The 20,503-nt window shown below is 49.2% G+C and carries 15 protein-coding genes; 4 read left to right on the plus strand and 11 right to left on the minus strand.

From position 1 onward, the window contains the following. Positions 1-687: 687 nt before the first annotated feature. From REC12_RS13630 to REC12_RS13645, 4 genes are all read right to left on the minus strand, one after another. Positions 688-1,356 carry a hypothetical protein gene (locus REC12_RS13630; protein ID WP_308895322.1) on the minus strand — a complete coding sequence of 223 codons (669 nt, stop codon included), beginning with the start codon at positions 1,354-1,356 and terminating at the stop codon, positions 688-690. Between the two features lie 515 nt (positions 1,357-1,871). Further along, positions 1,872-4,532, minus strand: coding sequence for an NYN domain-containing protein (locus REC12_RS13635; RefSeq protein WP_308895323.1), 2,661 nt, complete (start codon positions 4,530-4,532; stop codon positions 1,872-1,874). Between the two features lie 154 nt (positions 4,533-4,686). Further along, positions 4,687-5,442 carry an SDR family NAD(P)-dependent oxidoreductase gene (locus tag REC12_RS13640; RefSeq protein ID WP_308895325.1) on the minus strand — a complete coding sequence of 252 codons (756 nt, stop codon included), beginning with the start codon at positions 5,440-5,442 and terminating at the stop codon, positions 4,687-4,689. Positions 5,443-5,539: 97 nt separating this feature from the next. After that, the gene (locus tag REC12_RS13645) at positions 5,540-6,325 is read right to left on the minus strand and encodes a MerR family transcriptional regulator (RefSeq protein WP_308895327.1); all 786 of its coding nucleotides are present in this window, start codon (positions 6,323-6,325) and stop codon (positions 5,540-5,542) included. Between the two features lie 521 nt (positions 6,326-6,846). Between REC12_RS13645 and REC12_RS13650 the strand changes: the two genes are divergently transcribed. Continuing rightward, on the plus strand, positions 6,847-7,245 hold the full coding sequence (locus REC12_RS13650) for a hypothetical protein (RefSeq protein WP_308895329.1): 399 nt from the start codon (positions 6,847-6,849) through the stop codon (positions 7,243-7,245). A 549-nt stretch (positions 7,246-7,794) separates the two neighbouring features. Here the strand turns inward: REC12_RS13650 and REC12_RS13655 are convergent. Together REC12_RS13655 and REC12_RS13660 are read right to left on the minus strand one after the other, a co-directional pair. Beyond that, a complete protein-coding gene (locus REC12_RS13655; protein WP_308895331.1) occupies positions 7,795-8,880 on the minus strand; it encodes a response regulator in 1,086 nt (361 codons plus the stop codon). Next, the gene (locus REC12_RS13660) at positions 8,877-11,966 is read right to left on the minus strand and encodes an ATP-binding protein (RefSeq protein ID WP_308895333.1); all 3,090 of its coding nucleotides are present in this window, start codon (positions 11,964-11,966) and stop codon (positions 8,877-8,879) included. Before REC12_RS13660 ends, REC12_RS13655 begins: the two co-directional genes overlap by 4 nt. 1,076 nt (positions 11,967-13,042) lie before the next feature. Between REC12_RS13660 and katG the strand changes: the two genes are divergently transcribed. Then, on the plus strand, positions 13,043-15,238 hold the full coding sequence (gene katG, locus REC12_RS13665) for a catalase/peroxidase HPI (protein WP_308895335.1): 2,196 nt from the start codon (positions 13,043-13,045) through the stop codon (positions 15,236-15,238). 145 nt (positions 15,239-15,383) lie between these two features. On the opposite strand, the gene REC12_RS13670 is transcribed toward katG, so the two are convergent. Further along, positions 15,384-15,968 carry a flavin reductase family protein gene (locus REC12_RS13670; RefSeq protein WP_308895337.1) on the minus strand — a complete coding sequence of 195 codons (585 nt, stop codon included), beginning with the start codon at positions 15,966-15,968 and terminating at the stop codon, positions 15,384-15,386. 340 nt (positions 15,969-16,308) lie between these two features. Here REC12_RS13670 and REC12_RS13675 point away from each other — a divergent pair, with 340 nt between their 5' ends. Then, positions 16,309-16,857, plus strand: a complete 549-nt coding sequence (locus REC12_RS13675) for a TetR/AcrR family transcriptional regulator (protein ID WP_308895339.1) — start codon at positions 16,309-16,311, stop codon at positions 16,855-16,857. Positions 16,858-16,885: 28 nt separating this feature from the next. On the opposite strand, the gene REC12_RS13680 is transcribed toward REC12_RS13675, so the two are convergent. Beyond that, positions 16,886-17,092, minus strand: a complete 207-nt coding sequence (locus REC12_RS13680; protein WP_308895340.1) for a hypothetical protein — start codon at positions 17,090-17,092, stop codon at positions 16,886-16,888. Positions 17,093-17,147: 55 nt separating this feature from the next. Next, complete coding sequence (locus REC12_RS13685) at positions 17,148-17,714, minus strand: GNAT family N-acetyltransferase (protein WP_308895342.1); 567 nt, start codon at positions 17,712-17,714, stop codon at positions 17,148-17,150. 218 nt (positions 17,715-17,932) lie between these two features. Here REC12_RS13685 and REC12_RS13690 point away from each other — a divergent pair, with 218 nt between their 5' ends. Beyond that, positions 17,933-18,064 (plus strand): hypothetical protein, encoded by a 132-nt coding sequence (locus REC12_RS13690; RefSeq protein WP_308895344.1) that lies wholly within the window; start codon positions 17,933-17,935, stop codon positions 18,062-18,064. Positions 18,065-18,160: 96 nt separating this feature from the next. Here REC12_RS13690 and REC12_RS13695 read toward each other — a convergent pair whose 3' ends face one another. Both REC12_RS13695 and REC12_RS13700 read right to left on the minus strand, forming a co-directional pair. Next, a complete protein-coding gene (locus tag REC12_RS13695; RefSeq protein WP_308895347.1) occupies positions 18,161-18,721 on the minus strand; it encodes a DNA-3-methyladenine glycosylase I in 561 nt (186 codons plus the stop codon). Positions 18,722-19,042: 321 nt separating this feature from the next. Next, positions 19,043-20,440: an MDR family MFS transporter gene (locus REC12_RS13700; protein WP_308895372.1), complete on the minus strand. Its 1,398-nt coding sequence runs from the start codon at positions 20,438-20,440 to the stop codon at positions 19,043-19,045. Positions 20,441-20,503: the final 63 nt, after the last annotated feature.

The raw sequence follows: 20,503 nt of genomic DNA on the forward strand, positions 1-20,503 counted from the left end.
TTGACAAATCACAGTTACAGAGGCTATTCCGGCCTTTAAACGACAGCTGACATCAATGACTTTATCCTGGAGAATGTGTCATTGAGACAGCCACATTTAATCATCACGACGCGGGATCACTGCCAAGCCTTACCTGCAGATCTTTGCAAAGCTAACTGCCTTCTGCCAGAGGTACTCTGCTTATTTAACGAAGACTCTTAGAATGTATGACCAACATGAAGTTTGGCTGGTTTCCGAGACGTAGCATGATTCACCGCAAGTTACCATTAGAATTGTCACTCCTATAATAAGAGTGTATGAAAGAGCGTAAATGGTTCACTTTTTAATGAATTTTTTAAAAGTTTTTCAGTACCTGAACATCTCTATCTAACTTCAGGGGTTTAGGTTTCTCCAGTCTAACACACACCCTTAAAATACTATCTTTGTGACAAAAAAGCCCAAGCATACGAATAACAAATCGGAAATACGCGTTTAGGTTTAATAAACGGTAACCTAATAAGTTATTCATTAGCCTGGGCAATTATGGTCGCCCGGTTTCTTAATTTTAAGTCAAATATTTATTATCCGCTGACTAATTCGCTCTAAGACTCCCGCTTCGGCAAGCGGTAAGTTAAGAGCGGCTAAGTCCCTGGATAAGTGCGACTAAGATTCAGATAGAGTTAAAACTCCACCTGAATCAAGTCTCCTTTATATTTCAGGATACATTACTGAACTTTCTTTAACCCACACACTTACTCCGCCTGCTTCAGAAATTCTACAGTAACCATTAACCTTTTCTTCAAGACGGCCACCATCTTCAGCGACTAATTTTACAGGGGTTGTTTTCTTGATATCGTCAAAGTTAAACGTTTTATAAACCTCCGCCCCTGCTTTAATTGTTACATCGCTTTGAACTAACGTTACTTTGTCTTTAGCATAGGGGACAGTATCATTTTCTCTTATCCAGCCTTTGTTATTAGCAAGGGAATCATAGGTCGGAATTCGGATATAAAGCCAAGATACATCTTCAACTCTGCCTATATCTATAACCTCAGCAAGTGTATTTTTTTGAATATATCTAAATACCTGAGAATCATCATCCGGTAATGCTAAAAGTTTATTTTCGTTTTCAATAAACCTCACTTTATAATCAGGCATAGTGCCAAAATCTATGGTCAATTGCTTTTGACGTTCTTTAAGTTCCTTTGTTTTATAATCTTCCACATTTTTTTCTAATCCGACAACTTGATCTTTTAAGGCTTGATTTTCGCGTTTTAAACTTTGATTATGAATAGTGCTTTGGCTCAAACAGCCAACAATTATTAGAGATACAATAACAATACTAATTATGCTTAACGGCTTATTGATATATTTCATTTTGAAACCTCCCCAACTCAAAAGCATACTGCTTTTTCCATATTGAACATGTGCTATCATATATCCCCATTTAATTCTGCGGGCAAGGTTCAAATCTCTTATATTCACTTCGGTTGAGCTTGGGATAATATGATCCAAGCGTTAATAACTGCCATTTAATATGTATTCCACATCGTTCCTCTTCCACCTTCCAAGATCATGGAAATAGTCGGGAAAACTTTTTTTAAAAAGACCGCTCCTAAACTATGAAACAATCTGGCGATTCCTCGCCCTTACTGTTTTCTAATTTCATAACAATCACAAGGAGAGTCCTAATTGAATTGTTATATAATTCAGATCCTCTTTCTGAAGGACTGCCGGCTAAAACTGTAAGGGAATTGCCACTGCTAAGTCCACGCGATGCCCCCTTAATTGGCGGAGAATATCCCGCTATAAACTGTCACCGCTTGGGCTGAGCTATCTCAAGCATTGAGATGCTAAAAAAGTGACCCGGAAACAGATAGGAACCTACCCGTTCACGGATCACTTTCTTTTTCACCCTTTTCCTGTTTCCCCAATTCCTCCAGCTGCCGTTTCGCCGCCGGAGACAAGACATCCATCAGATGATTGCGCCCTTTTCCCTGTATTGCCTGATATTCCTGCTTTAATCTTTCATTAGCTCTAGTGATCTCAATTTTCAGTTCCCTGGCGGATAGCAAAGCAGACCCTGCCCCTCTTATAATAAGCTGCTGCAATCCGTCCGAGGTGGCAACGGTTATATCATATTTTTTCTGATTGTCATGGGCAAATTTTTCGATATACTGGTCCGCCGTTTGCGCTTCCTTGGTATAGACCAGATGGATATTATAATAGTCGATGACTTCTTCGGGATGCCCCTGGACACGGTAGGCATCAAACACCACAATAACCTGGCATTTTCTGATTCCCTGATAATTGCTTAGAGCATCAAGCAGTTTCATCCTGGCGCCGTCCATAGTCTCAGCAGCCAGCTCTTCCAGCTCGGGCCAGGCGTGAATAATATTATAGCCGTCCACCAGGAGATACTCTTCTTTGGATTCCTTCTCCCTGATATAGGCAATGGATTCATAATGACTTTCGCGGGCCGTTTTGCGGCCTTTCCAGGCGGACTTCTTCCCCTGGTTGGCATAAAAAGTGCTATTGATAATCTGGTCGATCTCCTCTAAGCTGATCGACCTCTCTTCCCTGCGGGAGGTCCGGCTGGGAACGCTTTCCCCCGTCGGATCTTTGCTCTGAAAATAGCTCTCCACATGCATGTAGTCCTTAACGGCATACCACTCCACCCCAAAACCGGAGCCGTGAGCACAGAAGACCGAACCGGTCGGATTTTCCAGGTCTCTTTCCGAATCATAGCCCATAGCGGCTATGACCTCCTCCGCATTATGGCAGGGTTCATACCCTTTGAGGCTGCAAAACAACTTGCCGAGTCCTTTGCTGTAAGCAACAACCTCTTGCTGATAATTCCGCAGGGCAGCAACCGGGGCGCTCCCCGCCAGAAGCGCCGTCTCGCCGTCGGTCTGGGTTATTTCACAGCTGCCGTGCATTCTCTCCAAGTCGCTCAGGGCTCTTCCCACCATTTTGGCCGGCATTTCCAGTTGGAAGGCATAATAAGGCTCCAGCAATATGGACTCCGCTTCTTTTAAGCCCTGGCGCACCGCACGGTAAGTAGCCTCCCTGAAATCGCCGCCTTCGGTATGCTTATTGTGGGCCCGGCCTGAGACTAAGGTAATTTTCATATCCGTAAGCGCCGAGCCTGTCAGAACTCCCTTATGAACTTTTTCTTCCAGGTGGCTTAAAACTAGTCTTTGCCAGCTCCTGCCCAGTACATCTTCGCTGCATTCTGTTGCAAACTGCAGGCCGCTTCCCGGCTCACCCGGCTCCAACAACAGGTGGACCTCGGCGTAATGCCGCAACGGTTCAAAATGTCCCACCCCTTCGACTATATCGGCAATCGTCTCTTTATAGACAATCCTTCCGGCATCGAAAGCCACCGCAACGCCAAAACGGCTTTGGATCAGACTTTGCAGAATTTCAATCTGCACCTCTCCCATGATCTGGGCCTGAATTTCCTGCAGCTGCTCATCCCAGACAATCTGCAGCTCCGGTTCCTCCTCTTCCAGCTGGCGCAGCTTGGGCAGCATGACTCTGGGGTCGCAGCCTTCCGGCAGGATAATTTGATAGGAGAGCACAGGCTCCAAGACAGGAGCCGCGGCAGCCTCTTCCAGCCCTAACCCTTCTCCCGCTCTGGTTTGGCTGAGCCCCGTTACCGCGCAGACGGTGCCTGCCTCCACCTCGCTGACCGCCTCGAATTTCTGTCCGGAATAAATGCGGATTTGATTGACTTTCTCTTCCCAGGTACCGCTTCTTAAGACATCTTTCACCTTCAGCCTTCCGCCCGTAAGCTTCAGATAAGTGAGGCGGTTCCCCTGCTCGTCTCTGGAAATCTTGAAGAGTTTAGCCCCGAATTCAGCGGGGTAGGCAGGAATCAGGGCATACTGCACCAGGCCCTGCATAAATTGCTCGACACCTTCTAATTTTAAAGCGGAGCCGAAAAAGCAGGGAAATACTTGGCGTTCCCTGACGGCGTTTTTAATCTGTCCGGTTTCGACCCGGCCTGTTTCCAGGTAGGTTTCCAGCATTCTTTCATTACACAGGGCCAGCTGGTCGTAAAAATCCTCCGTCTGAACCTGCCCAAACTCAATACAGCCCTCATCCAACTGCTTTTTCAGGTCTTTCATTAACCGCTCCTTATCCGTCCCCTTCTGATCCATCTTATTGACGAATAAAAAAACAGGTATCCCGTACAGGCCAAGCAGCCGCCACAGTGTGCGGGTATGTCCCTGCACCCCGTCCGCACCGCTGATCACTAAAATGGCATAATCCAGCACCTGGAGGGTCCTCTCCATCTCAGCCGAAAAATCCACGTGTCCCGGGGTATCCAGCAAGGTAACCTGGACCCCGCCTATTTGCAACACGGCCTGCTTGGAGAAAATAGTGATTCCCCTGGCCTTCTCCAGTTCATAAGTATCTAAATAAGCGGTCTTATTGTCCACCCGGCCCAATTTGCCGATTTTGCCGCTCAGATAAAGCATGCTCTCCGATAGCGTCGTCTTGCCCGCATCCACATGGGCCAATATGCCAACGACTAGTTTGTTCATAATCTATTTCCAGTCCTTCGTGCTTGCCTGCTGCCAAAAATTACAGCCCCTTCAGCCAGTAGCGGTCTTCAAGGGTCTGTCTTGTCTTAATTCTTCTATTATCCGCTATTTCCTGCCTGTTATATCCGAATCAAAGCAAAGAATCGCAAGGTGATCAGCTCTCTCCCAATCCGCCGTCTACTGAAATTTCACTTCCCGTCAAATAAGCGGCCTCGGCAGACGCCAAATAAAGAACCGCTTCAGCCACTTCCTCCGGCCGGCCCCAGCGCTTCATGGGCACCGTCGAGGCAATATAATCATTAATTGCTTTCTCCAGTTCGGGAGTTTCCTGGGAGGTAAGGGGAGTCTTAATCGCACCCGGACTCACTGCGTTAACACGGATGTTCCTTGCGAGAACCTCAGGATCAAGGGCCAGGGTTCTGACCAAGCTGCGGACTGCCGCCTTGCTTGCCGCATAGAGCGGATCACCGGGCCGGCCTTTTTTATGGGATACGGAGCTTGTCATGATCACGGAAGCACCCTGACTTAAATAAGGCAGCGCTTTTGTAAAGGCAAAGAACACACCTTTCACGTTAATCCCCATTATATGATCGAAAAACTCTTCGTCAGTTTCCTGGATGGGCGGGCATTCGGATATGCCCGCATTGGCGAACAAGATATCGATTCTGCCAAAGGTTTCCTGCACACGGGCCATGGCCTGAGCGATTTCCTCCACCTTGGCAACATCCGCTTTCAAGGCCAGGGTATTCCCTCCAAGTTCTTTTTCAACGGCCTGCAGCGATCGGTCATTTTGGCCGATGACCACGACCTTCGCCCCGTTTTCGTTAAACAGCCGGGCAGTGGCGAGACCAATGCCGCTGTTGCCTCCGGTAATCACTGCTACTTTGTTCACTAACTTCCTCTCGCTCATTTCCCCAACCTCCTTTAAATTATCCTTTCATTTTCCGGGCAGCTCTTATTCCTGCGGCGGTATTAGGGCCTGACTGCCCGCCTCTGTCGGGCGGCCATTATTTTCTTACATAATGCACAAAGGCGGCGTTGACAAATTCGGCAAGCCCGGGAAGTTTTTGATTGACGTTGGTTTTATCCCTGAGGTAGGCTTGCCCTATTTCCGAAAGCTCCCCTGACCCGCAGCCCATTAAAGGCAAGACAAATTTTGCGAATGCCGCCACCGCAGCTTCAGCTGCCGCACTGTCAGGCCCTTCCGGCATAGCCCTATAAAACATCTCTCCAACCTCTTCCGCCTGACGGCAAATGCTCTCCCAGTCCGTTTTCCGAAGATCCGAATATTTGTCCATGATTGCAGACATCCTGAATTCCCCCTCTTTCTGCATTTTATAATGCGCCAGAGGGTGGAAAAACTCGTTAAATAGGCCGCCGTTGGGCCTGCTCTGTTCCGCTGCTTCCGCATAGGGCGTTTCTGCGGTTTCTCCGGGGCTATTGTCAAAATCCCTGAGCATCATGATTTCGAAATGTCCCTCTAAAATCTTGTCGATGGATTTCATAATCTGCGCCAATTGGGCCTGCTTAGCCAGCAGAACTTGGTTTTGCCGGTTAAGCAGGCTGTTTACCGAGGCTTTGGAGCCGTCAAGGGCCTTTTTAATATCGCTTAAGGACAGACCGAGTTCTTTATAGAACAGGATCTGCCACAGGCGTAAAAGATTTTCCTCGTCGTATTGGCGATATCCGGCCTCCGTCAGGGAGCAGGGGGTAAGCAGGCCGATTTCATCATAATATTGCAGGGTCCGGCGGCTCACTCCGGAAAGCCGCGCAATTTCATGTACCGTTTTCATAATGACGATCCCCCTTTGCCTTATTGTAAAGGCGCACGTTACGTGAGAGTCAAGCAAAATATTTAATCTGCCCGCAATGTTTGGCCTGTAATTTAGCGGCTCTCCCGCTGCTCCCAGGTCAGGCAATCGATAGCGCTGCTTTTTACGGCAAATAGTCCGCGGTAAATACAAAGACTGAGCAAGTTTTCTCCCGGGCATTATAAGTCTGTCCGCTTGTTAACGCTTAAATGCCCGTTGGCTTGGTCTGCCCCTCAGGGCGTTACTTTTTTCCAGATAAGTCGCAATCCATCTAAGAATGTCGAAAAGCAGGGATTTGATTTTATCTGTCTAAACATTTAAAATATAATAAATAGTTTCGATTATAATCAATAGTTTTAATTAACCTCTACATACACTTAGCGGCTTAGTGTCACCTGACCTCAAGTTGCCGTATCCTGCGGAAACCCAGACAAATGCCGGGCTTTGCTCAATCCGGCGGTGCCTATCGGGCCGGACTGAGAGCCTAAAAAGGAGGCTGGCTTATGAGAAAAAGACATTCGATAAAGCCTACAGTTTGCTATACGGTTGATAACCCGAAGCAAGACAAAAAAACAAACGAGAACTGCCTATCCACTGCAAGAAGAAGTACCCTTGCCTATTTAAAACCATCAAAGGATAGTACTGCCGCCAAACTAGAAGAGCCGAGGGGCTTGCCCCATAACGTCTATCCCTTCAGACCAAACCACAAGTACGAAGAGAATTTTAAGGCGGCAGCTAAAACTTATAGCTCCGGCTTTGCCCATAATAATGTCCTGCATCTGTCCCATTTCCGAAAAGCCCTTGTTAAGCCTCGGGAAGATGGAAAAAAAGCGGTTATTTCGGCGAGCATCATCGTCACCTTCTTCCTTTTCTCCGTCATTGTTGTCGCTTTAAGCCAGTGACCTGCTCCAAGCTGCGCCCACCTCCGCAACTTCACTTAACCTGATTGACAAAGGGCCCTTCCATTGCAGTTCCGGCAAGCGAAGGGTCCTTATATCGCAGACAGGCCGGCAATCTTTCACATAACCGGCCGGATTATTCATTAAGCAAGAGGAACAATGGCGCCGGGCGTCTTGGCCGCTGCAAAAAAGTGGCTTTATCTATCGCCGCCCGGAGCCTGACCCGCAAACCCTCGTACTAAACTGAGGCGCCCCGGCAATAAATTCGTCATAAGAAAAGACCTCTACATTTCTTTGTTCAACCAGGAGAAAGGTACAGGTTTTTCTTTACTTATCGGCGGCATTGCCAATCTTCAACATTTATCCGCTGACTAATCCGCTCTAAGACTCCCGCTTCGGCAAGCGGTAAGTTAAGAGCGGCTAAGTCCCTGGCTAAGGAAGCCTAAGATTCAGATGGAGTTAAAGCTCCACCTGAATCAGTCTGCTTTAGGCACGTCAACAGTGGGGAGCGGGCAGCTGCCGCCCCCCTCCCCTGCCGGTTTCAGACGCCGTCTATTTTAACAGCTTTCTAAACTCTTCGTCCGGTTCCGTGCCCAGCCTTTTCATCAGTCCCTGCCGGTAAAGCTCATAATATTTTACTGCAACAGCCCGGTTATGGGCCAGCAGCAGGACTTCCACAAGCCGGTAGTTCAGTTCCCGGTGCAGCGGCTCATAAAGCAGCCCTTTCTCCAGCCACTGCACCGCTCTCTGGTAATTGCCGGCTTTTTGGTAGCAGCTTGCCAGGTCCAGCAGCAGCCGGATATATTGTTCTTCCAGTATCACCCGCTTAGCGGCCGCCCAGCTGTACTCCCAACCCAGCAGGTATTCCCCGGCATAAACGTCCGCCGCTTCCTCAAAACGGCAAAGGTTCTCTGCGTTAATAATTTCATGCTTTTCCGCGGCGCAGCAAAATGCCAGGTAATCGCAGCGGAGGCCATCCGTACCCAGCCTGTAACTACCCCTGTCATATTGAACGGGCAGCTGGACTCCATAGCGAAGCAGAGCCTTCTTGACATAATGCAGCGTCGTATTGAAATGGGTGATGGCCCGGTCGCCTTCAAAGTCCTCCCAGAGGCTGTCCAGGATTTTACTGCGGCTGACGAAACTTCCCCTGTTATTGATTAGATAGGCCAGCAACTCCTCCGCCTTTTCAGTGCGGAACCGTACTTCTTCCGAGCCCACGCAGACACTGAATCTGCCAAAGCAGCGGACGGACAGCTCACCGGAAGGCGCCGAACCTTTCTTTTCGATAATCCTGCAAAGAGTTTCCCTCAGCCTGTCCGCCGCTACCGGCTTCATCAGATAATCCAGAGCATGCAAACGAAAGGCTTCCACCGCATATTGGTTGTAGGCTGTTACAAACACCACGTCAATATGGTCCTGCAGGTCAAGAATACGGGTAGCTAGTTCGATGCCGTTCATATCCGGCATTTCAATATCCAGAAATACGGTATTGATCCGGTTTTCCTGCAAAAATCTCAAGGCGCTTAAAGACTCGGTGAACTTTCCTGCCACCAGCGCCTGCCCGCTGTTGTTGATTAGTTTCTCCAACCTGTCGAGTGAAGGCGGTTCGTCATCCACAATAATGACTTTGATCAATTTACTTCACCTTCCGCCGGAATGATATAGGATACCCTTGTGCCCCGGCCCGGCACGCTGGCGATAGTCAGTCCTCTCCCGTAGAATTTTTTCAGCCTTCTGTCGATATTCCATAAACCGAGGCCGCGGCCGGATTCACTTGTCAACAAGGTTTTCAGCTTATCTGCCGGTATGCCCTGTCCGTCATCCTCTACAGCCACCAGAACTCCTGCGGCAGTCCTTTTAACCGAGATAACAACACTGCCGCTGCGGCCCTTCTTCCGCAGTCCGTGAGAAATGGCGTTTTCTACCAAAGGCTGTAGGGAAAGCACCGGCAGCTTGCTATTGACCGTTTCATCAATATCAAATTGCACCCGCAGTCCCTCCCCAAACCTGGCCTTTTGGATTTGCACATAGGAGTTGACAAGGGCCAGCTCCCGATCCAGAGTTTCATAGGATTCCAGGCTTTTAAAATCAAAGCTCCGGCGCAGATAACTGGAAAAATCGTCAATCAGCTGCTGGGCGCGGGCCGGGTCGCTGTCGCAGAAGGAAGAGATGGCGTTTAAGGTGTTAAACAGGAAGTGGGGCTTGATCTGGGCCTGCATAAGAGCAGTCTCCGCCGCCATGGCCTTATCCACGGAGGCCTTCAATTCCGCCAGCGTCTTGACCCTGGCCAGCAGTTCTTCCGGTTCATAGGGCTTAGGAAGGTAATCGTTGGCCCCGGCCTCAAATCCCAGCACAACATCCTCGGTGGCAGCTTTGGCGGTAAGCACCAGCACAGGCAGCTCAAAACCCGGTCTGTCCTCACGGATCTTTCGGCATACCTCATAACCGGAGATTTCCGGCATCATAACGTCCAGTACGACCACTGAGAAATCTCTGCGGCCGACCAGCTCCGCCAGGGCGGCTTTGCCGCTCACCGCCGCTGTTACGCCATAGCCGCCCAGCCGCAGGATGGAAGATGCCGCCTGCAAATTGACCGGGTCGTCATCGACCAGCAGGATCTGAACGCTGCCCGCCGTTTCTTTCTTCACGGCAGGCGGCTCCCCGATCGCTGCCGCCAGTTCCAGGGCCAGGTGATCCGGCTCCCTTTCAGCACGGATAGGTTCCACCGGCACCGCGGCCGGATCAACCACCGGCAGCGTAAAATAGAAGCGGGAGCCTGCCCCCGGATGAGACTCCACCCGAATGGCGCCGCCCTGCAGTTCCACAAGCTGCTTCGTGATGGGAAGGCCCAGTCCCGTCCCCCCATGCCTGCGTGTCAGAGAATTGTCCACCTGTTCAAAGGATTTGAAAATATCCGTAAGCTTATCTGCCGGAATCCCTTCTCCCGTGTCACTGACGCATACCTCCAGCATATTGCTCATTTTTCTGACGGAAATCTTGATACACCCCTGGACGGTAAATTTTGCCGCGTTGCCTACCAGGTTGTAAAGGATTTGCACCACCCGGTTTTCATCCGCCAGCACAGGAGGCAGTCCATCCGGAATATCGGAAATGACCTCGTACTCTTTGGAGCGGCTGAGCTGCTGAAAAACGCCCACAAGGGTATGAATCAGTCCTTCGATTTGGATCGGCCGAATATGCAGCAAAATGTCCCCGTTTTTCATTTTGGAGTAGTCCAGAATATCATTCACCAAGTTAGCCAGCCTCCGGCTGCTGCCGGCGATGGTGGCCAGGTTTTGCTGCTGGCGGCTGTTCAATTCTCCGTCACTGCCTTTAAGCATAGCCTCGGTAATACCAAGAATACCGCTGAGGGGCGTGCGCAGCTCGTGAGAGGTATTGGCGAGGAATTCATCCTTGATTTTGTCCAGCTTGAGAAGCTTTTGGGAGAGGGCCTTGACACTTCTGAAGGCCTCCGCGGAACGCCTGGCCAGGACAAAAGATTGCATCAGCAGCAGGAGGAACAAGCCGACCGGCATCAATTCGCCTACGCTGCTGTAGATACGATTGTTCTGATAGAGCATGTCATAGGCTGCGCTCTCAATCACAGGCAGCGTGCCCAGCAGCACAGTCAGAGCATATTTTTTCTCTTTCAGGAAGGCCCGGGCGGCACAAAGGATAGGATAAGCGCCTATAATCAAAGCAACGATATCCAGCACATACACCAGCTGCGTAAAAAAGACGATGGGAGTGCCCAGGAAAACCAGGGTCATAACAAGGGCGTAGAAAAGAAAGACCCGCAGAACCTTCAGAGAGCGTTCCTCAGGAAACAACTCCCCGATCATAGAGGCGGCAAAGATGGGAAACCAGAGTACCGTCAAATATTCAATGACGATGATGGCGTGAAAGGTGATAAAAGGGACAACCTTGTAAATCATGTAATCCCCGTACACCAGCGTCCTTAAAGCCAGGGTGAGGCACATGAAAACGTAATACAAACTGCTTTTGTCTTCCCGGCGCAGCAGAAAGATATTCAGGTAATAAAAGGCCATTACCGCGAGAGCGCCCATCAAAAACAGGTCCTTATTGATAACGGCTCGGTCGGCGCTCTGAATTTGCCCCGGTGTGCCCAGGATGAGAGGATACCACATGCCGCCGCGGGAATAAATGTAGTTGGAAACATGAACGATGATATAAAAGTCGGCATGCTCCGGCGTAAAGGTCGCAGTAAGGGGTCTGTACCAGGGCACGGATTGTTTCACATCCCTGCCGACCCTCCCGTTCCCTGAAATCAGCCTGTTGTCTATGTATAATTCATAAGCGGTGGAAAAGGTGGGAATCCGCAGCGCCAGAGACTGACCCTGAGGTGCGTTGACAACCTGCAGAACATAGGTTGCGTACCCGTAGCCCGGCGGGTTTTTGCCGTCAATTTTATAACGGTTCCAGACATTAGGGATATCCGCCGTCACATCGGGAGCCGGGGCCTTAGCGTTTATCTCCTGAAAGGTCGGAAAACGTTCCCAGTAAAAGTCCCATTCGCCGCTGAGACTGAGAACTCCGTCCTGCTCCGGCCGCCAGCTTTGCAGATCCAGCACGCCTTTTTCCGGACGCAGCCGACCGGTATTTTTCACAAAAAAGGCAAAGATGCCGACAAGGGCTGTCGTGCACAGAAGTATGCAGACTAACAGTATGATCATCTGCTTCCTATTTGTTTTCTCCCTCACTGCAACACCTTCTTTGTCGTTTTCCGGCTATGAGCTAATGATGTTTCTCAATCAATCATCTGTCCCATTTTCTTTACCCAGTCCGATCAAGCCTGATTTTCCCGGTTGGGGATTTGGGCTGCTAATCAGCCTTACCCGGTCTGATACAAAACAACATCTTCCTTTTATTGTATAGAGCGCCACTTAACCATCACTGAACAGCTTCAGGCGGCAAAGCAAAGCTTTTTTTAATTCTTTCCCAAAGCTGAGCAGGTCTTCTCCAGTACCAGATCGGCTTCCTAACCCTCCATCAGTTGCGAAGCCATGCCGACGGGAATTGTTGCTGTTAAATTCACCACTGGTACGTTTCCGATATTATCTTTCTAAAATTATATCAAAATGTAAAAAAACTTAAACTCTAAGAATTTAAGCCTCTTTAATTATCCCGGAGGAGAAAACCGGATAGAAAACGCCTTTTTTCACAGGAGGTCTAGGATTTGTATTTCGAAGAGCATAGGCGAGGCCTATGCCTTGCTGTGAATACAGAGGAGTTTTAGATTTCACACTCTTCTCATTTTTATTGTCAACTTGATCAAAATCCTATATAATAAGAATTGTAATCATTACAATTTATCACCCTTGACTAAGATTCTTGACAAGAACGTCTATTTTAAAGGCATTTGTCCCGGCTGCCTGGCAGCCACGGCTAACGCTGAGGGGTAAGGCTGGCCCAACAAGTTCTTTAGGAAAACAGTCCGGTTAGCTGGCGAACAGAAAATGGCTGTTAACCATTTTACGAGAACTCCGGAAGCCAAACCGCAAGCAAATTACTTTTTTCATTTATGCGCACAAGTGCACAGAGGGACATCTTCAGCAGCATGACCAAATTGGAAAATGACGTAAAAGACGTGAAAAGGATACCATCATAAGTAGCTTTAACACCGCTAGGGGCAAAATTCTTTGCACCATCACCTTTCCGGCATCGTTATCAAGGTAGGATAAGATTTCTCCCGCTTTTGGAAATCCCTCTCCCGCCCTTGATAATCCAGATATGCAAATACTTATTCAGCAACTTTAATGAGATGAGGAGGAACTTTATGGATGACAACAGCAAATGCCCAATAACAGGCCGAATGAAAAACGCCACCGCAGGCGGAGGCACTTCTAACAAGGACTGGTGGCCAAATCAGTTGAACCTCAAGATCCTTCATCAGAACTCCAACTTGAGCAATCCTATGGCTCCGGAGTTCAATTATGCCGAAGCATTCAAGCAGCTCGACCTGGCAGCTGTGAAAAAGGACTTATATGCCTTGATGACCGACTCCCAGGATTGGTGGCCTGCCGATTACGGCCACTATGGGCCATTTTTTATCCGGATGGCCTGGCACAGCGCCGGTACCTACCGCACCAACGACGGCCGCGGCGGCGCGGGATCGGGCAATCAGCGCTTGGCGCCTCTCAACAGCTGGCCCGACAACGTGAACCTGGACAAAGCGCGCCGTCTGCTCTGGCCCATCAAACAAAAATACGGCCGAAAAATTTCCTGGGCCGACTTAATGATCCTGGCCGGCACTTGCGCTCTCGAATCCATGGGACTTAAAACCTTCGGCTTCGCCGGCGGACGCGAGGATGTCTGGGAACCGGAAGAGGATATTTATTGGGGCTCTGAGGCCGAGTGGCTTGGCGACAAGCGCTACTCCGGCGACCGGGATCTGGAGAATCCCCTCGCCGCCGTCCAAATGGGCCTGATCTACGTCAACCCGGAAGGACCGAACGGCAACCCGGACCCTGTGGCCTCCGGCCGCGATGTGCGGGAAACCTTCGCCCGGATGGCTATGAATGATGAAGAGACTGTCGCCCTTGTTGCCGGCGGGCATACCTTTGGCAAGTGTCACGGCGCGGGAGACCCGGCCTTTGTCGGTCCGGAACCTGAGGCCGCCGGCCTGGAGGAACAGGGCCTGGGCTGGAAGAGCAGCTTCGGCAGCGGCAAAGGCGGCGACACCATCGGCAGCGGCATCGAAGGTGCCTGGAAACCGAACCCGACTAAATGGGACATGGGCTATTTGAAGGTGCTGTTCAAATACGAGTGGGAACTGGTCAAAAGCCCGGCCGGCGCGCATCAGTGGCTGGCCAAGGATGTAGCCGAGGAAGACATGGTGGTTGACGCTCACGACCCGGCCAAGAAACACCGGCCGATGATGACCACGGCCGACCTCTCCCTGCGCTACGACCCGATCTTCGCACCTATTGCCCGGCACTATCAGCAAAATCCCACGGAATTTGCCGACGCTTTCGCCCGGGCCTGGTTCAAACTGACCCACCGCGATATGGGTCCGCGCTCGCGCTATCTCGGCCCCGATGTTCCCGCCGAGGAACTGCTTTGGCAGGACCCGGTGCCTGCCGTCGATCATGAATTGATTGACGAACGGGACAGCGCGGATCTCAAGGCAAAAATCCTGGCCTCCGGCCTGTCCGTCTCTCAGCTTGTCACAACAGCCTGGGCCTCGGCCTCTACCTTCCGCGGCTCCGATAAACGCGGCGGGGCCAACGGGGCACGCCTCCGCCTGGCACCGCAGAAGGATTGGGAAGTCAACCAGCCGGCTCAGCTGCAGGCCGTACTGCAGGTCCTGGAAAAAATCCAAACAGAGTTTAACGCCGCCCAATCCGGTCCAAAGAGGGTTTCTCTCGCCGACCTGATCGTTCTCGGCGGCTGTGCGGCTATCGAGCAGGCTGCGCGGAACGCCGGCCGCAGTCTGGCCGTCTCCTTTAGTCCGGGACGCACGGACGCCAAGCAGGAGCAAACCGACGTCAACTCTTTCTCCGTGCTCGAACCCACTGCGGACGGGTTCCGCAACTACCTGAAAAGCAAATCCTCTGTATCCGCGGAGGAACTTCTCCTGGACCGCGCCCAACTGCTGACCTTGACCGCCCCGGAAATGACGGTTCTGCTCGGCGGCCTGCGCGTCCTGAATGTCAATTACGGCCAGTCTCCCCACGGTGTCTTCACTAAGAGACCTGAGGCCCTGAGCAATGACTTTTTCGTCAATCTCCTGGACATGAGTACAGCCTGGAAGGCCACGTCTGACGATAACAGTGTCTTCGAAGGCCGCGACCGCAAGACGGGCGAACTCAAATGGACCGGCACCCGTGTCGATCTCCTCTTCGGTTCTAACTCTCAGCTCCGGGCCATCGCGGAAGTCTACGCCTCTGACGACTCCCAGGATAAGTTCTTCCAGGACTTCGTGTCCGCCTGGAACAAAGTGATGAACGCAGACCGCTTCGACCTGGCCTGAAACCCAGTCTAAAAGGCGCTGCTGTCCTGCCCAGGAATTGCCGGCTGCAACGGATACTCCTCTACTAATAAGTCAAATAATCTTTTCTGCAAAAAATCCCCCGATCAGCGGGGGATTTTTTTGTCACTCCAATACCCTTAACCCTTTACAAATCAATTTCCTCTTTTATTGCGGTTTTGCTATACCCCGCCGATCCCAATCTTTCTCCCAGAGAACGATATTCCCCGAAAGTATATCCATAAGGTCTTATTCTTTCCACATCAGGAACCCCATTTTCTTTAAGCACTTCCTCATCATAATGGGTGGCCACAATTTCTGCCACAAAGATATCGTGGCTGCCAAAATTTAAAATGTCCTTCACTTTGCATTCTATATTAACAAAACATTCCTTGATTAAAGGAGCTTTTACAACACTTGCCGCTATCGGCGTCAGACCGGTTTCCTGAAATTTATCGACATTTCTTCCCGAGACAATTCCACAATAATCTGTGATCTTGGCTAAATTCTCCGAAGGTATATTGATGACATACTCCAGCGACTCTTTTAAGAGCGAATGAGAATATCTTGCCGGATGTACGGCAATGTATACTGTAGCAGGACTGTGACTAAAAACACCCGTCCAGGCTATTGTAATAATATTGGGACGTTGATCTTCCGCTTTTACTGTTACCAGTACAGCCGGCTCCGGTAAGGGTGAAACATTGATTTTGTTGATGATTTTTTTACTCATACTATCCACTCCCTTTTAATTTATGGGAATTAAACACTTGATTAATACCTCGGTAGGTTTCCCCAAGCATCTGCCGGAGTCTCAGGGATTGCAGCGCGAATAATTTTATTTCTCAGTCTGACTCCGGCAATTTGAGCTTCGGAAAATAGGTCTTTCAATCTCAACCCTCCTTGTGATAGGCTTACGTTTCTTGACACCAGTCCTTTAATAGACTACAATCTATTCCTAGACACGAGTTTATTATATTGATAAGCTCTTATCCCAGCAACCAGCAATCATGAGACTAAAGTCTGTTATGCAACGAACCAGACAACCATGTCTATAGACAAGGAGAATTCAGATGAAAGACCGGCGTGTAAGAAAAACAGAACAAGCGATTCAAGCCGCTTTTGCCAAGCTGTTATCCGAAAAGAGCATGGAGAATATCACGGTAAAACATTTATGTGAAACAGCCGACATTAATAAAAGTACCTTTTACCTGCATTATAAAGATATTTATGATTGTGCCGATTGTCTGCGGGATGCCATCGTCGATGAATTAAGCGCAGTCTTTGCACCGTATAACTTTGCTGAGATAATCGCTAATTTTTCGCTTATCCTGGAAACTATTATGGACATTTTCGAAAAGAACAGAGAACTTTATATGCCCTATCTTAAATCCCCAAGCCTCTCATCCAGTTTATGTAAAATAAAACAGTTGATCTTGGAGAAGGTCTTGGCCAGAGTGGATGATAACGACCGTAGTAACGAAATATGCCGCTGCACTGTTTCTTTTGTTATAAGTGGCATTATAGGTGTCCTTGAACAACATGAATTTGCTGAAATTAAACAGCAAGCCATTTTAGCCCTGGCTGATAAAGTCCAAAACGGATTTGCCTGCCACCAATAAAAAAGAGGGGCAACATGCCCCAAAGCCCTTAATACAAGGCTATTTTCCCTTCTGCTCTCCTTCGGAACTTCGAAGATTCCTCAGCCGCTCTTGACTCACCGCTTGCCAAAGCGGCAGAGGTTCGCGCCATCTTTCCGCTGCTTCTCTTAAAAGCCGGTAAGCCCTTGGCTCCAATTTTAGCAAACAATTCTGCCCTCAGCCAGATTATTTTCTTGACATGTTTGTCGAAGATCATTAGTGCGCTTTTCCCTTTTAAACAGCTATGTGTCCGCTGACAAATTGGAATTTGACTATTGTATATTATACTCGAAATCTGTTCTTTCAAGAAAATACAGAGCCATTTCGACCTTATCGCCATTTTCATTGGCAAGCGTGTGAATTTTACTTTTTTGGAAACCGTTCTTCTCAAGTAACTTTACTGACCTGATATTTTCGGTACGCAAATCCGCTACAATTTTACCTAATTTCATGCCCCCAAAACCATACCTAATTACTGAATGTACGGCCTCCTGCATGAACCCTTTTCCCTGGAAGAATGGTAAAAGATCGTATCCGATTTCTGCGCAACTTCCATCTTCTGAGATATTCCACAAACAGATGCTGCCTATAAATTCTTCTGTTGAAGTTAGCGAAATTGACCACATAATACACTGGCCGCCTTCTAAGTCATGCTCTATTCTTTGAATATAACTTTTGGCCTCATTAACTGTAGTATACTGTTTGATTCCTGTATATTTAATCACATCACAATTAGAGCGAAGCGCAAATATTCCGTCAGCATCCGCTTGAACTAATTTTTTAAGTGTAAGACGCTTCGTTTTTAATTCCGGAAAAGGCCAAAACCGAACACTACCCATAATTTCCCTCTCGTTCATTCTTATTATAAATTATCAGCAGTTCCAAGCTGCTATGCAATTTCCTGTTCTCCGGGTCAACCTCGCCCGAGTGACTTTTACTTTTACTGTTACGATTGCATTCTACCACAACACCTTGCGCTGCTTTGCTTCCCCGCGAAATCTTTTCATGGTCTGCTCCGCTGCCGCTATCCAATCAGGATCAGCGGGTATCTGGACACATGGGAAAAGGTGAGCTTCGACGACAGGCGGCAGGTGTTTTTTTAGTTCCTTGCGTTCAACAGGCTAAAGCCGATAACAGAAAGCAGGCCGACGGCCTGCTTGAAATATTGCCCTATATAATCGCTATTTAATTTAAGAAGGAATTTTTAGACTGGACGCCTTATTTTCTTTAGCTTCCGCCCCTGTAACTTAAGGAATGAGACTGAAAAGCTAGAGCCCATACTGCCTCAGCGGTTCAGGGAATGGCAAGGGCATGTCTTTATATGATCGTCTACCAGGCCGATGGCCTGCAAAAAGGAATAAACGATGACAGGACCAACAAATTTAAAGCCTCGTTTCTTCAGATCTTTACTAATCTGTTCCGACAAGGGAGTCTGCGCAGGCACTTGCCCTTCGGATTCCCAAGAGTTTATCAGCGGATTCCCGCCGACATAATTCCAGAGAAAATTTGCCAAGCTGCCAAATTCCTTTTGTATATTGAGGACGGCCAGGGCATTGCTTCTGACGGACTTCAGTTTAGAGCGGTTTTTGATAACATTGCAGCGCTCCGCGATGGTTTCCAAGGCTTCATCCGTCAGAGTTGAGCAATAGGCAATGTCAAAATGGTGAAAAGCGCTTTGATAATCTTCTCGTTTGCCAAGTACTGTCTTCCACGACAATCCGGCTTGAGCACCTTCTAAAGTAAGCATTTCAAAAATATAGGCATCCTCATGGCTTGGCACACACCACTCATTGTCATGGTAACGTTTCATCAATTCATTATTTCCGGGCCAGAGACAGGCACCCATGAAGAACCCCCCCCATCATTACACATCGATAGCAATAATATAGATATCATTGCTATCGACATCACCACTATAGATATCACCACTATAGATATCATCACTATAGATATCTTCAATATAAATACTTTTCCTCAACTTTTCAAATTCCGCGGCTGCATCTTTTTCTATAGTCAGTATAGGCTTGTGCCTTTACAAAAGCAAGACAATGACAAGGGCATGCTCCAGAGCAAATTACTTACTGCCATCATCCTCTGCAACGAAAATCCTGCTTTTTGCTCCTGCCCGCCGGTTCCAAGCCACTGCCGGGCAGGAGCAGTGCCTTTATCAGGGGGCGGTTGAGCGCAGCTTATTCGTCAGGAACAAGGCCGGAATGATGCCAATCACCATGAAGATTAAGCTCGCCAGAAATCCCGCGTGATAGGCGCCGGTAATGTTGGCGGCTGTGTCCATCTTCCCGCTCAGGGCACTGCTTACCACCGTCGCCAGAATCGCGGAGCCAAAGGCGGCGCCGACGTTTTGGATAATGCGGGTGGCGATGCTGGCTTGCGGAACTTGCGGTTTTTCAAGCCCTACATAAGAATCGCTCATGACTGGAATGGTCACCCCGCCAACACCCATGCCGCGTACGAACAGAACGAGCCAGATCAGCCATTGCCCGGTCCCGACATTAAAGAAGACGAAGGGCAGCGTGCCAAGGATTGTTACCGCAATCGAGGGAAGGACGACAAACCGGGCGCCTATCTTATCCGTCAGCTTTCCGACCAGAGGTCTTGTCACCAGCATCCCTACACCCTGGGGAATCAGCCAAAGTGCCGAGGTGATGACGTTCAGTCCGCGCACATTCTGAAAAAACATCGGAAACAGAAGCATGGGTCCGTTGGTGGCAAATCCGGCCAGGAACAAGGCGATAAAGGCAGCGCTGAAGTTTTTGGAGCCAAACAAATTCAGCGGAATCAAGGCCCGCTCTTTTCTTTTCCAGGCGTAGAAGACATAAGCGAGCAAGGAAAGAGCGCCGATGGCCAGACTTAAAATGCCGGTTATCTGATTGCCCGATCCTTTAATTTCCGTCACGCCAAAGATAAACATGCCCGATATCAAGGCCAGCAGCAGAACTCCCAGCCAATCCATTTTCGCCTTGGTATTTGTCGCTGCAAATTTTGGCAGCTTCCACTGCATCAAGAGCAGGGCGATGATCCCCAGCGGAAGGTTGACAAAAAACAGCCAGTGCCAGCTGAGGTGCTGTAAAATTAAGCCGCCGATGATGGGACCGACAATGGGGCCGAAAACAACGGGGATTCCCACAATGGACATTAAGCGGCCAAGGTTGCTTGGCCCCGCAAGCTGCACGATCATGGTGGTCAGGGTGGGAATCAGCAGCCCGGAAGCGAAGCCCTGCAGAACGCGAAAGGCAATTAAGCTTTGGATATTCCAGGCGAGGCCGGAAAGCAGCGAGGACAGCAGGAAGAGCCCCAAGGCATTCATAAATACCTTCTTGCCGTCAAACTTTTGGATCAGCCATCCGGAAAATGGGACGGCAATACCCAAAGCCAGGGTGTAGCCGGTCACGACCCATTGCATGACTGCAAACGTTGTTGAGAATAGTTTGGCTAAATCATTAACCGCTATATTGACAATAGTGGCATCCAGCATGGAAGGAAATGCTCCCAACACCAAGATCAGCGAGATGCCGACGATACCCTGCGGAAGCTTTTCTTTGGTCATAACTCCAACCCCTTTCGGTACATATTGTATCTTATCGACTCGATTATCATACACCTTTTAAAA

This window comes from Candidatus Desulfosporosinus nitrosoreducens (assembly GCF_030954495.1).
Classification (GTDB): domain Bacteria; phylum Bacillota; class Desulfitobacteriia; order Desulfitobacteriales; family Desulfitobacteriaceae; genus Desulfosporosinus; species Desulfosporosinus nitrosoreducens.